Annotated in this window: 13 protein-coding genes; 8 read left to right on the forward strand and 5 right to left on the reverse strand. The window is 73.6% G+C overall.

The window, feature by feature from the left end; all coding sequences use genetic code 11:
• The first annotated feature begins 149 nt into the window (after positions 1 to 149).
• From ACZ6A9_RS27465 to mscL, 6 genes are all read left to right on the forward strand, one after another.
• Positions 150 to 1,679, forward strand: a complete 1,530-nt coding sequence (locus tag ACZ6A9_RS27465) for a potassium/proton antiporter (protein ID WP_468990789.1) — start codon at positions 150 to 152, stop codon at positions 1,677 to 1,679.
• A gap of 354 nt (positions 1,680 to 2,033) precedes the next feature.
• Positions 2,034 to 3,320, forward strand: a complete 1,287-nt coding sequence (locus ACZ6A9_RS27470) for an MFS transporter (RefSeq protein WP_468990391.1) — start codon at positions 2,034 to 2,036, stop codon at positions 3,318 to 3,320.
• A gap of 67 nt (positions 3,321 to 3,387) precedes the next feature.
• The gene (locus ACZ6A9_RS27475) at positions 3,388 to 3,711 is read left to right on the forward strand and encodes an FmdB family zinc ribbon protein (protein WP_468990395.1); all 324 of its coding nucleotides are present in this window, start codon (positions 3,388 to 3,390) and stop codon (positions 3,709 to 3,711) included.
• 145 nt (positions 3,712 to 3,856) lie between these two features.
• On the forward strand, positions 3,857 to 4,699 hold the full coding sequence (locus tag ACZ6A9_RS27480; RefSeq protein ID WP_468990397.1) for an S-methyl-5'-thioadenosine phosphorylase: 843 nt from the start codon (positions 3,857 to 3,859) through the stop codon (positions 4,697 to 4,699).
• A gap of 408 nt (positions 4,700 to 5,107) precedes the next feature.
• Complete coding sequence (locus ACZ6A9_RS27485; protein WP_468990400.1) at positions 5,108 to 5,623, forward strand: hypothetical protein; 516 nt, start codon at positions 5,108 to 5,110, stop codon at positions 5,621 to 5,623.
• A gap of 144 nt (positions 5,624 to 5,767) precedes the next feature.
• Complete coding sequence (gene mscL, locus ACZ6A9_RS27490) at positions 5,768 to 6,289, forward strand: large conductance mechanosensitive channel protein MscL (RefSeq protein WP_468990405.1); 522 nt, start codon at positions 5,768 to 5,770, stop codon at positions 6,287 to 6,289.
• 21 nt (positions 6,290 to 6,310) lie between these two features.
• On the opposite strand, the gene ACZ6A9_RS27495 is transcribed toward mscL, so the two are convergent.
• The gene (locus ACZ6A9_RS27495) at positions 6,311 to 6,487 is read right to left on the reverse strand and encodes a hypothetical protein (RefSeq protein WP_468990408.1); all 177 of its coding nucleotides are present in this window, start codon (positions 6,485 to 6,487) and stop codon (positions 6,311 to 6,313) included.
• 43 nt (positions 6,488 to 6,530) lie between these two features.
• On the opposite strand from ACZ6A9_RS27495, the gene ACZ6A9_RS27500 reads away from it, so the two are divergent.
• On the forward strand, positions 6,531 to 7,559 hold the full coding sequence (locus ACZ6A9_RS27500) for a P1 family peptidase (RefSeq protein WP_468990411.1): 1,029 nt from the start codon (positions 6,531 to 6,533) through the stop codon (positions 7,557 to 7,559).
• Positions 7,560 to 7,774: 215 nt separating this feature from the next.
• Positions 7,775 to 8,521 (forward strand): DUF6227 family protein, encoded by a 747-nt coding sequence (locus ACZ6A9_RS27505; RefSeq protein ID WP_468990413.1) that lies wholly within the window; start codon positions 7,775 to 7,777, stop codon positions 8,519 to 8,521.
• 98 nt (positions 8,522 to 8,619) lie between these two features.
• Here ACZ6A9_RS27505 and ACZ6A9_RS27510 read toward each other — a convergent pair whose 3' ends face one another.
• The 4 genes from ACZ6A9_RS27510 to ACZ6A9_RS27525 form a co-directional block, all read right to left on the reverse strand.
• Positions 8,620 to 8,904 (reverse strand): hypothetical protein, encoded by a 285-nt coding sequence (locus ACZ6A9_RS27510; RefSeq protein ID WP_468990416.1) that lies wholly within the window; start codon positions 8,902 to 8,904, stop codon positions 8,620 to 8,622.
• A gap of 117 nt (positions 8,905 to 9,021) precedes the next feature.
• Positions 9,022 to 11,073: a PTS fructose transporter subunit IIABC gene (locus tag ACZ6A9_RS27515; RefSeq protein ID WP_468990419.1), complete on the reverse strand. Its 2,052-nt coding sequence runs from the start codon at positions 11,071 to 11,073 to the stop codon at positions 9,022 to 9,024.
• Positions 11,074 to 11,176: 103 nt separating this feature from the next.
• On the reverse strand, positions 11,177 to 12,124 hold the full coding sequence (gene pfkB / locus ACZ6A9_RS27520; protein ID WP_468990422.1) for a 1-phosphofructokinase: 948 nt from the start codon (positions 12,122 to 12,124) through the stop codon (positions 11,177 to 11,179).
• Entirely contained in the window at positions 12,121 to 12,882 is a 762-nt protein-coding gene (locus ACZ6A9_RS27525; protein WP_468990425.1) for a DeoR/GlpR family DNA-binding transcription regulator, read from the reverse strand. Before ACZ6A9_RS27525 ends, pfkB begins: the two co-directional genes overlap by 4 nt.
• Between the last annotated feature and the right edge of the window lie 70 nt (positions 12,883 to 12,952).

Here is a 12,952-nt window from a genome sequence, read left to right on the forward strand (position 1 = left end):
ACGCGGAGTCGGGAACCAGCCCGGACGGACGTTCGATCATGCCGTGAACAGCGTCAAGAAAGCGTCAAGAGTTAGGTAAGGTAACGAAGTAGTTTGCCGCCGTGGCGGTGGATCACACGCGATGTACGTGAGCTCACGCGCGGACGCGCCTGAGTGAGGGAAGGGAACGGCCGCTGACTGTCCACCACCTCAACCAGCTGCTGCTCGTCTGCTCGGTCGTGCTGCTCGTGGCCGTCGTCGCGGTCCGGATCTCCTCGCGCAGCGGGCTGCCCAGCCTGCTCGTCTACCTGGGCATAGGCGTCGCCATCGGCCAGGACGGCATCGGCCACGTCGCCTACGACAACGCCGAGCTGACACAGGTCATCGGGTACGCGGCCCTCGTCGTGATCCTGGCCGAGGGCGGCCTCGGCACCAAGTGGAGCGAGGCGAAACCGGCCCTGCCCGCCGCCACCGCGCTCTCCCTGGCCGGCGTCGCCGTGAGCGTCGGGGTCACGGCGTCGGCGGCGCACTACCTGGTGGGGCTGGAGTGGCGGCAGGCGCTCATCATCGGCGCGGTGGTCTCCTCGACCGACGCGGCGGCCGTCTTCTCGGTGCTGCGCAGAATCCCGCTGCCCTCCCGGGTGACGGGCACCCTGGAGGCGGAGTCCGGCTTCAACGACGCCCCCGTCGTCATCCTGGTCGTCGCCTTCTCGGCGGCCGGACCGGTCGAGCACTGGTACGTGCTGATCGGCGAGATCGCGCTGGAGCTGGCCATCGGCGCCGCCATCGGACTCGCGGTGGGCTGGCTCGGCGCCCTGGGGCTGCGGCACGTGGCACTGCCCGCCTCCGGCCTCTACCCGATCGCCGTCATGGCCATCGCCGTCGCCGCCTACGCGGTGGGCGCCACCGCACACGGCAGCGGCTTCCTCGCCGTCTACCTCGCCTCGATGGTGCTGGGCAACGCCGGACTGCCGCACTGGCCCGCCACCCGCGGGTTCGCCGAAGGACTCGGCTGGATCGCCCAGATCGGCATGTTCGTCCTGCTCGGCCTGCTGGTCACCCCGCACGAACTCGGCGACGACATCGTGCCCGCGCTGCTCATCGGGCTCGCGCTCACCCTGGTGGCCCGCCCGCTGAGCGTCGTGGTGTGCCTGCTGCCGTTCCGGGTGCCCTGGCAGGAACAGACGCTGATGTCATGGGCGGGGCTGCGCGGCGCCGTGCCCATCATCCTGGCGACGATCCCGATGGTGCAGGACATCGACGGGAGCGAGCGGATCTTCAACATCGTCTTCGTCCTGGTCGTCGTCTACACCCTGGTCCAGGGCCCGACGCTGCCCTGGCTGGCCCGGAAGCTGCGGCTGGGCGAGGACTCCGGCGCCGCCGACCTCGGCATCGAGTCGGCGCCCCTGGAACGGCTGCGCGGGCACCTGCTGTCGGTCGCCATCCCCGCGGAATCGCGGATGCACGGAGTGGAGGTCGGCGAACTGCGGCTGCCGGCGGGCGCCGCCGTCACCCTCGTCGTGCGCGAGGAGACGTCCTTCGTCCCGGCGCCCTCGACGGTGCTGCGACGCGGGGACGAACTGCTCGTCGTCGCCACGGACCCGGTGCGCGACGCCGCCGAACGGCGCCTGCGCGCGGTGGGCCGGGGCGGCAAGCTCGCCGGCTGGCTGGGCACGGACGGTTCGCGGGCGGAACGCTGACCGGGCGGCTCCCTCCGCCGCCGGGGACACCCGTTCCCCCGCGCAGGGTGTCCGTCCCCCAGGCAGCGTGCCCGTTCCCCCAGGCAGCGTGCCCGTTCCCCCAGGCAGCGTGCCCGTTCCCCCAGGCAGCGTGCCCCTTTTCACAGCCGGACGGGCCCGCGGCCCCCTGTACTATGCAAGCGACCCCAGATCGAACCAACTCTGCCTGACGCAGAGCTGGCGCGACCGTATGGCGGCCGGAACGCCCTGAGCTGTGGCGCCGGTATCTACCGCAGTCAGCGCAAGAGGACAGCTCTCGGCGCTCCCGCACGCCCCGCGCGCGGGGCGCTACCAGGTGGCAGAAAGGCACGGGCCGTGGCATCCACGGTCACCACGTCTCCGGACCCGGCCGCCTCCCGCCCGGGATACGGCCGGCTGCTGCGTACGCGCGGCGCGTGGACGTTCCTGCTCCCCGGCTTCGCGGCACGCCAGCCGTTCGCCATGCTCACCCTCTCCATCGTGCTGCTGGTGCAGCACACCACCGGCTCCTACGGGGCGGCCGGTGCCGTCGCCGCCGTCACCGGTGTCGCCATGGCCCTCTTCGCGCCCTACAGCGGCCGCCTCGCCGACCGCTACGGGCAGCGGGCCGTCCTGGTGCCCGGTGTCCTCGTGCACACCGTGTCCGGCGTCGCCCTCACCACGCTGGCCCTGACCGGCGCACCCCTGTGGGCCCTGTTCGCCGCCGCCGTGCCCACGGGCGCCTCGGTGCCGCAGGTCGGGCCCATGGTGCGCGCCCGCTGGGGGGTCAAGCTCAAGGGTTCCCCCCTGATGGCCACCGCGGCGGCCTTCGAGTCCGTCACCGACGAGTTCACCTTCGTCGTCGGCCCGCTGCTGGCCACGGCCCTGTGCACGGCCGTCGACCCGGCCGCCGGCCTGGTCACCGAGGCCGCGCTCACCCTGGTCGGCGGTCTGCTGTTCGCCGCGCAGAAGGGCACCCAGCCCCAGGTCGCCGCACGCACGGGGCACACCCGTGTGGAGCACGCCTCCGCGCTGCGCGTCCCCGGGGTGCGGGTGCTGATCGTGACCTTCCTCGGCATCGGGTCCGTCTTCGGCGGCATGCAGGTCTCCCTGGCCGCGTACACCGAGTCGATCGGCAACCCCGGGCTGAACGGCGTCCTGTACGGCGTCTTCGCGGCGGGCAACATGATCGCCGGCATCGCCTGCGGCGCCATCGCCTGGAAGATGGCCCTGCAGCGCCGTCTGCTCCTCGCCTACGCGGCACTGGCGCTCACCGCCTCGGCCCTGTGGACCGCCCACTCGTCGCTGCTGCTGGCCGGGCTGGGCCTGCTGGTCGGCATGTGCATCGCACCCGCCCTGATCACCGGCTACACCCTGGTGGAGGACCTGGTCCCGGCCGGGGCCCGCACCGAGGCGTTCACCTGGCTGACCGGAGCGGTCGCGCTCGGTCAGGCGGCGGCCGTCACGGTCGCCGGCCAGCTGGAGGACCGCCTGTGGGACGGAGCCGGATTCCTGGTCCCGATGGGCGGTACGGTGCTGGCCCTGGCGACGCTGCTGGCGCTGCGGTCGCGGCTGGCGGCGGCCCCGCGCGGGCGTACCGTCGCGCGTGGCGTGGGTCACCGCGAGCCCGTCGCAGTGGACTGAACCCACGGAATACGTCACTATGGACCGTCGTTAGCACTCATCGAGTGAGAGTGCCAGGAGGAAGACAGTGCCGACCTACCAGTACCAGTGCACCGAGTGCGGCGAAGGCCTCGAGGCGGTGCAGAAGTTCACCGACGACGCGCTGACCGAGTGCCCCAACTGCCAGGGCCGCCTCAAGAAGGTGTTCTCGGCCGTCGGCATCGTCTTCAAGGGCTCCGGTTTCTACCGCAACGACAGCCGCGGCTCCTCGTCGAGCAGCTCGCCGGCGTCGAAGTCCTCCGGTGCGAGCGCGTCGTCGTCCTCCTCGGACTCGGGTTCGGGTTCGAGCGCGTCGTCCGGCTCGTCGAGCTCCTCCGGTTCCGCCGGCTCCACGAGCACGACCGCCGCGTAAGCCCGACAGGCGTGCAGTCACGATCGGCGCGTCAGCACGACCGCCGCGTGGACATGACCGCCGTGTAGGGGTGTATTCCCGCGGGACCCTGTCGTCGCCCGACGACGGGGTCTTCGGCGTTTTCCGGTCCCGCTAGGGTGCGGGCATGGCGAACATGGCGAAGGCCGAGATCGGCGTGATCGGCGGCTCCGGCTTCTACTCCTTCCTCAACGACGTGACCGAGGTCCGGGTGGACACCCCGTACGGGGCCCCCAGTGACACCCTGTTCCTCGGCGAGGTGGCGGGCAGGCGGGTCGCCTTCCTGCCGCGGCACGGGCGCGGCCACCACCTGCCGCCGCACCGCATCAACTACCGCGCCAACCTGTGGGCGCTGAGGTCGGTCGGCGCCCGTCAGGTCCTCGGGCCGTGCGCGGTGGGCGGGCTGCGGCCCGAGTACGGGCCGGGCACGCTGCTGGTGCCGGACCAGTTCGTGGACCGGACGAAGTCCCGGGTGAACACCTTCTTCGACGGGCTGCCGCTGCCGGACGGCACCGTGCCGAATGTCGTCCACGTGTCCCTGGCCGACCCCTACTGCCCCGTCGGGCGGGCGGCAGCGCTGAAGGCGGCGCGGGGCCGGGACTGGGAGCCGGTGGACGGCGGCACGCTGGCCGTGGTGGAGGGGCCGCGTTTCTCCACCCGCGCCGAGTCGCTGTGGCATCGGGCGCAGGGCTGGTCGGTGGTGGGCATGACCGGTCACCCCGAGGCGGCGCTCGCCCGTGAGCTGGAGCTCTGCTACACGTCCCTCACGCTCGTCACCGACCTGGACGCCGGAGCCGAGACCGGTGAGGGCGTCTCCCACGACGAGGTGTTGCGGGTGTTCGCCGCCAACGTGGACCGGCTGCGGGGCGTCCTCTTCGACGCGGTGGCCGCGCTGCCGGCGACGGGGGAACGGGACTGCCTGTGTGCGTCGGCGCTGGGCGGGATGGACCCGGGGTTCGCGCTGCCGTAACGGTTCGGCGGGGGCGGGCGGTGGAGTGCGGGGCGGCCTGTTCGGAGCCGCTGGTCTCGCGCGTGCCGTGGGCGGGGGACTCCCCTGCGGAGGTCGGTAACCCGCATGCGGAGGGCCGGGGGAACCCGCGTGCGGAGAGCGGGGGAACCCGCGTGCGGAGGTCGGAGGATCGCGTTCGGGTGGCGGGGTTGTCCACAGGGCCGTGGTGCGTCCACAGTGCCCGGCGGGCAGAGGCCGCGGGCCTCATCGTGGGAGCCGCAAGCCGGTCCCTCGTCGCAGGTGGTGGTAGCCGTGTCCCGTCGTCCTCCCTCATCGTTCCGCCTCCCCTCTCTCTCCCCCGCCCCCGCCCGTTCTCCCTCCCCCGATGTCCCTCGCCCGCCCGGCGCCGATGTCCCTCCCCCGTGCGAGGTGCCGCACTTCGCACCGGTGCGGGTGCGCGGCGGTCTGCCGCTCCCGGGCCGGCTCGTACGACACCGCAGGCGGGCCGTGGCGGTGGGCCTCGCGGTCACGGCGGCGGCGCTCGTCGCGGCGGGCCCGCGGGAGGCGGACCGGTCACGCGGGCACCCCGCGGGGCCGTCCGGCGTGCGGGCCGCCCCGACATCCCCCGGGGACCGGCCGTCCGTCCGGCCGGGGCACGCGGGCACGACGGTGTCGGCGCCGGTTCGCATCGCCGACGCGGCCACGGTACGACTGCTGCGGCCGGGCGACCGGGTGGACGTGATCGCCGCCGAGGAGACGGCGGCCGGCAGCGACGTCCGGGTGGTGGCCCGCGGGGCACGGGTCACGGAGGTGCCGGAACCGGCGGACGGAGCGGGTGACGCGGGCGACGGCGGGGCGCTCGTCGTGCTGTCGGTGCCGCGTTCCACGGCGGCCGGCCTGGCCGGTGCGAGCGCCACGGCACGACTGGCGGTGACGCTGTGGTGACTCCCGCCCTCCCGGGCCCGGCGCCCCGGCCGGTCGGTCCGGTCCGGTCCCTCGTATGCCGCGATTGGACAGGTCGGCACGGGTGTGGCGTAGGTTGCGGAGCGCTTTCTTCCGCACGCTACGCACGAGAAATGAGGCCCCGAAGTGAGCGACCAGGAGAAGACGAGCGTCCTGCAAGGCTTCAAGGCCTTCCTGATGCGGGGCAACGTCGTCGATCTGGCCGTGGCGGTGGTCATCGGTGCCGCCTTCACCAACATCGTCAACGCGGTCGTGAAGGGCGTCATCAACCCGCTCGTCGGTGCCTTCGGCACCAAGAACCTGGACAGCTACAGCTCGTGTCTGAAGGGTCCCTGCGAGGGCACCGGGGACGCCGCGACCGGCGTCAGGATCCTCTGGGGCTCCGTACTCGGCTCGACGCTGCAGTTCGTGATCACCGCCGCGGTCGTCTACTTCCTGATGGTGCTGCCCATGGCCAAGTACCTGGCCCGGGTGGAGGCCCGCAGGAAGGCGAAGGAGGGCGCGCACGAGGTCATCGAGATCACCGAGCTGGAGGTGCTCAAGGAGATCCGCGACACCCTCGTCGCCCAGCGCGGGGCGGGGCAGTACGACCGCGATGGGGGGCAGTACGGCACCGGGCAGAGCGGCACGGGGCCGGGCGGACGGTAGAGCGCTCCGGCGGCAGGCGGATCAGAGGTGGTGGGGCGGCTTCTCGTCGAGGAAGCGCTTCAGATCGGCGGCGCTGTCGCCGGACGGGCGCTCGCCCCACCCGCGGTCGGTGTCGTCCGATGACCGCTGGTCCATCGGGTCGTCGAAGACCAGCGCGGGCTTCGGCTCACGCGGCCGGGGATCGGGGGCGGTACTCATACGTCCAGGGTACGGCCGCGCCCGGCCGGGCAGGACTGAGCCCATGACAGCTGATGCTCTGACGGATGTGGCCGGTCTGCGCGTGGGGCACGCCACGCGGGCCGGTGACGGATGGCTCACCGGCACCACGGTCGTGCTCGCGCCCGAGGGCGGGGCCGTGGCCGCGGTGGACGTGCGCGGCGGCGGACCCGGCACCAAGGAGACCGACGCGCTCGATCCGCGCAACCTGGTGCAGAGGGCCGAGGCGGTCGTGCTGACCGGGGGCAGCGCCTACGGGCTGGACGCGGCGTCCGGGGTGATGGCCTGGCTGGAGGAGCGGGGGCGCGGGGTGCGCGTCGGGCCGGATCCCGCGCACGTGGTGCCGGTGGTGCCGGCCGCCTGCGTCTTCGACCTGGGCCGGGGCGGCGCGTTCCGGGCCCGGCCGGACGCGGCCACCGGCCGGGCGGCGGTCGAGGCCGCGGCCGCCACCGAGCCCGGCGCGCCGGTGCCGCAGGGCTCCGTGGGCGCCGGGACGGGCGCGGTCGTGGGGCTGGTGAAGGGCGGCATCGGCACGGCGAGCACGGTGCTGGAGTCGGGGATCACGGTGGCCGCGCTGGTGGTGGCCAACGCGGCGGGGTCGGCGATGGACCCGGAAACGGGGGTGCTGTACGGGGAGTTGTTCCAGGGCCGGGTGCGCTACCCGGCGGCGGAGGTGCACGAGGCCGCGCTGCGGCGGCTGGCGGAGTCGGCGGCACGCAACGCCCCTCCCCCGCTGAACACCACGCTGGCGGTGGTGGCCACCGACGCCGGCCTGTCCAAGGCGCAGGCGCAGAAGCTCGCCGGCACGGCTCACGACGGCATCGCGCGGGCCGTACGGCCGGTGCACCTGCTCAGCGACGGCGACACCGTCTTCACCCTGGCCACGGGCGGGCGCCCGCTCGACGCGGCCGATCCCCTCGCCCTGAACGACGTGCTCGCGGCGGGCGCGGACATGGTGACCCGGGCGATCGTCCGAGCGGTGCGTGCCGCCGAGCCGGTGGACGGTCCGGGCGGGGCGTGGCCGTCGTACGGGCAGTTGTACGGCCGGCCATGAGTGCGGCGGTACCGGCGCGCGGGCGGACTGCCGGCGGGGGCGGTGAAGTGCCCGCCGGCCGGGAAGAGTTGTTGTTCCGCTGCACGTCGGGGGAATTCCTCGCACCGCCCGGCCGTTTTCCCGTCAGACGTTTTCCTGTTCCCCGGACACGATGTCCGACCGAGGGGCTACGGTATGCACCCACAAGGTGACATGCAGCAACGCCGGGAGGAACCTTGAGCGTTCCGTACGACACGGCAGCGTACGAACCACCCGACCCGCCCGAGCCTCCGGAGGAGCACCTCGCGCGACTCCTCGGCCGCGCGCTGAACTCCTTCGAGTTGCCGGACGAGACGGTCCGCCGGCTGGACTGCGCGCTGGCGCACGACGGTTCGCTGCACTCCGCGCATCACAGCGCCGGGCTGCACCGGGAGACGTACCGGCACACCTGGCTGCTCGCCGACGGTTCGGCGGTCACGCTCTGGGAGCTGGTCCACAACACCGCGCGCGGCAGCGAGCCGCAGCACGAGATATACGTGGACGAGGAGGAACTGCGCACGGCCACGGCCCGGCTTCCGCTGCCGCCGGACGCCCCGGACTTCGAGCTGCCGGTGACGGTGCTGCCCGCCCCGGCTCCGGTCCTGCGGCAGACCTACGTCTCCGACGGGTCCGCGGACCACGCGCGCCGCTTACTGCGCAGGGCGGAGAACCCGGACCGGCCGGGCAGGGAGACGGCGGCGCTGCTCAGCACGGCCTGTGCGCACCGGATCACGCAGGCCTTCGGCCGCCCGTCCCGTGCCGGGCGGCAGGCGTTGCCCTTCTCGCTCTACGAGCACGCGTTCCTGCTCGGCGACGGCGTGGAGCTGTCCCTGTGGGAGGTCGAGCACACGCTCACGCCGGACGGACGGCACATGTGTGAGGTGTACACCAGCGAGGACGCGGCGCGGGACGCGATGGAACGCCGGGCTTCACGGGTCTCCTGACGGCCCGACAGGCGGGGGGCGGCACGATCCCTGACGGCCTGACAGGCGCCGTCCGTCCGGCTGGCGTTTGCCCGGCCGGCCGTCCGGCTGTCCGCGACTCAGCCGTACTCGCCGAACCGGCGCACCAGCCCTGCGAAGGCGTCGCGTTCCGCGTCGGTGAGCCGTACCGATTCCGCCACCGGCCCGTTCCGCCGCTGGCGTGGGATCGTCGGGGTGCCGTGCGGCGCGTGGGGGCGGGCCAGGGGCTCCTCGACGTGCTCCCGCTCGCGCCTGCGTTCGCGCCGGCGCCGCAGGGCGTCGGCCAGACCCGCCGCGCAGGCCACGACCACCAGGGTGAGTGCGGTGGCGCCTGTCGTCCTCGGACTCGTCTCGTGCTCAGACATGCGGCCCAGTACACACCACGGTCCGGGACTTTGAGTCCCGGACCGTGAGGATCGTGATCTATATCGCAGTAGGCATGAAACGCCCACACCTACCCAAACGGGCGCACCGTCGTGGTCCTACGCGGCCACCGGCTGCTTGCTCTCCGGCGACGGTGCCGAGGCGCCTCCGTCCGCCCCCGGGCCGGCCGCAGCCGCCTTGCGCAGCCCTTTGAGGACGATCACCGTGGCCGCCGTGACGCAGACGCCCGCGGCGATGGCGACCAGGTAGAGGAACGGGTTGCCGATCAGGGGCACGACGAAGATCCCGCCGTGCGGGGCGCGCAGGGTCGCGCCGAAGGCCATCGACAGGGCGCCGGTGACCGCGCCGCCCACCATGGAGGCGGGGATCACGCGCAGCGGGTCGGCCGCGGCGAACGGGATGGCGCCCTCGCTGATGAAGGAGGCGCCCAGCACCCAGGCGGCCTTGCCGTTCTCGCGTTCGGTCGTGTTGAACAGCTTGCCGCGGACCGTGGTGGCCAGGGCCATCGCCAGCGGCGGCACCATGCCGGCGGCCATCACCGCGGCCATGATCTTCATGGCGGAGTCGCTGGGGCTCGCGACGGCGATCCCGGCGGTGGCGAAGGTGTAGGCGACCTTGTTGACGGGACCGCCGAGGTCGAAGCACATCATCAGGCCGAGCAGTGCGCCGAGCAGGACGGCGTTGGCGCCGGAGAGGCCGTTCAGCCAGTCCGTCATGCCCTTCTGCGCCTCGGCGATGGGCTTGCCGATGACGACGAACATCAGGAATCCGACGACCGCCGCGGAGATCAGCGGAATCACCACCACCGGCATGATGCCGCGCAGTGCCGCCGGGATCCGCACCTTCTGGATCGCGATCACCACCCCGCCGGCGATCAGACCGGCCGCGAGACCGCCGAGGAACCCGGCGTTGATGGTGAGTGAGATGGCGCCGCCGACGAAGCCGGGCACCAGGCCGGGCCGGTCGGCCATGCCGTAGGCGATGTAGCCGGCCAGGACCGGGACGAGGAAGCCGAAGGCGACGCCGCCGATCTGGAAGAGCAGCGCCCCCCAGCTGGCGGCCTGGGTCCACACGAAGTGGTCCATCACCGAGGGCGCCTCGTTGATCTCGTAGCCGCCGATCGCGAAGCCGAGGGCGATGAGCAGACCGCCGGCCGCGACGAACGGCACCATGTAACTGACGCCGGACATCAGCCACTTGCGGAGCCTGGTGCCGTAGCCCTCGCCGGGTTCGCCGCCGCGCTCGACGGGCGTGCCGGCGGACGCGGCCGCGGTGACCTCGCCGCGCTCCGCCTTGCCCCTCACCTCGGTGATCAGGTCGGCGGGGCGGTTGACGGCGGCCTTGACGCCGGTGTCGACGGTGGGCTTGCCGGCGAAGCGGTCCTTCTCCCGTACGGGGACGTCGTGGGCGAAGATCACCGCGTCCGCCGCCGCGATCACGGCGGGGTCGAGCCGGGTGAAGCCGGCAGAGCCCTGGGTCTCGACGGTGATCTCGACGCCCGCGTCCCGGCCGGCGTTCTCCAGCGACTCCGCGGCCATGTACGTGTGGGCGATGCCGGTGGGGCAGGAGGTGACGGCGACGATCCGGAAGGGGCGCTCCGGCTCGGGTGCGGGGGTGCCCGTGGCGGCGCCGGCGGAGGCCGCCGCCGGTGCCGCCACGGAGTCCTCGGAGCGGTCGGAACCGGTCGGGGGGGAGTCCTCGGAGCCGGTTTCCTCGCCCCGGATCAGCGCCGCCGCCGACGGGGCGTCGCCCACCGAGCGGAGGGCGTCGGTGAACTCGGTGTTCATCAACTGCCGGGCCAGCGACGACAGGATCGTCAGATGAGCGTCGTCCGCGCCGGCCGGGGCGGCGATGAGGAAGATCAGGTCGGCGGGTCCGTCCGCCGCGCCGAAGTCGATCCCGGCCGTGCTGCGCCCGAAGGCCAGCGTCGGTTCGGTGACGTGTGGGCTGCGGCAGTGCGGGATGCCGATGCCGCCGTCGAGGCCGGTCGGCATCTGGGCCTCGCGGGCGGCGACGTCGGCGAGGAAGCCCTCCAGGTCGGTGACCCGGCCCCGGGCCACCATGCGTTCGGCGAGGGCGCGTGCCGCCGCTTCCTTGGTGTCGGCGGACAGGTCGAGGTCGACCAGGTCCGCGGTGATCATCTCGCTCATCGCGGGCTCCTTCGCACGCGTATCGCCCGTGCAGCGGGGTGGGCGGGGGAGGGGACGGGGGTGAGGAAGGGAGTAACGGGGCGGGGGCGGGCGGCGCGGGCGTTCACGACGCCGGCTCCCTCAGGAGACGGTCGACGGGGACCTCGGCCGTGACGGTGACCGCGGCCGGGACGAGGTCGCCCGGTGTCGGCATCAGGCTGCCGGGCAACTGGACGGCGGCCGCTCCGTGGGCGACGGCGGAGGCGAGCGCACCGGGTCCGCGTCCGCCGGCGACGAGGAATCCGGCGAGGGAGGAGTCGCCCGCGCCGACGTTGCTGCGGACGGCGTCGACGGGGGCGGAGCCGAACCAGGCGCCGTCGTCGTCGACGAGGAGCTGTCCGTCGGCGCCGAGGCTGGCGAGGACGGCCCGGGCGCCCGCCGCGCGCAGTTCCTCGGCCGCTTTCACCGCGTCGCCCACAGTGGTCAGCGCCCGCCCCACGGCCTCGGCGAGTTCCGCGGCGTTCGGCTTCACCACGTCGGGCCGTTCGCGCAGGGCGGCGAGCAGCGCCGGTCCGGAGGTGTCCAGGGCGATCCGTACGCCGGCGGCGTGCACCCGGGCGACCAGGTCGGCGTACCAGGAGGGGGCGAGTCCGCGCGGCAGGCTGCCGCAGCAGGCGATCCAGTCGGCGTCCGCGGCCTGCCGGAGGACGGTGTCCAGGAGCAGTTCCTGTTCGGCCGCCGTCAGCTGGGGACCGGGTGCGTTGATCTTCGTCAGGACGCCGTCGGCCTCGGCGAGCGCGATGTTGGAGCGGGTGGCGCCGGTGACCGGGACCGGGGCGGCCTCGATGCCCTGCGCGTGCAGCAGTTCGGCGACCAGGGCGCCCGGTGCGCCGCCGAGGGGCAGCACGGCCACCGTGCGGCGGCCGGCCGCGGCGACGGCGCGCGAGACGTTGACGCCCTTGCCGCCGGGGTCGACGCGTTCGCCGGTGGCCCGGACGACCTCGCCGCGCTCCAGCGAGGGGACCTCGTAGGTGCGGTCCAGGGACGGGTTGGGGGTGACGGTGAGGATCATGCGCGTGCCACTTCCGTGCCCCCGCGTTCGATGGCGGCGGCGTCCTGCGGGCTCAGCCCGGTGTCGGTGATGAGCAGGTCCACGTCGCTCAGGTCACCGAAGCGGGCGAAGTGCTCCTGGCCGTGCTTGGAGGAGTCGGCGAGCAGCACCACGCGGCGGGCGGCGGCCACGGCCGCGCGTTTCACGGCGGCCTCGGCGAGGTCGGGGGTGGTCAGCCCGTGCTCGGTGGAGAACCCGTTGGCGGCGACGAACAGGACGTCCGCCCGGATCTCGGCGTACGCGCGCAGCGCCCACGCGTCCACGGCGGCGCGCGTACGGTGCCGGACGCGGCCTCCGACGAGGTGCAGCTGGATGCCGGGGTGGTCGGCGAGGCGGGCGGCGACGGGCAGGCTGTGGGTGACGACGGTGAGGGAGGCGCCCGCCGGCAGGAAGCCGGCCAGCCGGGCGACCGTCGAACCGGCGTCGACGATCACGGTGCCGTCGGCCGGGAGTTCCGCGAGGGCGGCGCGGGCGATGCGGTCCTTCTCGTCGGCCGCGGTGGTCTCGCGCTCGGCGAGGTCCGGCTCGAAGTCGAGGCGCCCGGCGGGGATGGCCCCGCCGTGCACCCTGCGCACCAGGCCGGCGCGGTCGAGGGCCTTCAGGTCCCGGCGGATCGTCTCGGCGGTCACCTGGAACTCCTCGGCCAGCGAGACCACGTCCACCCGGCCGCCGTCGCGGGCGAGGCGGAGGATCTCCTGCTGGCGTTCCGGTGCGTACATGTCCGCCGTCCTTACGGTCCGTTCATGCCCGAACGTGTGGTTCGACTCGGACCGTACGTCGAGATGCCGG

This window comes from Streptomyces sp. NPDC041124 (assembly GCF_055592385.1).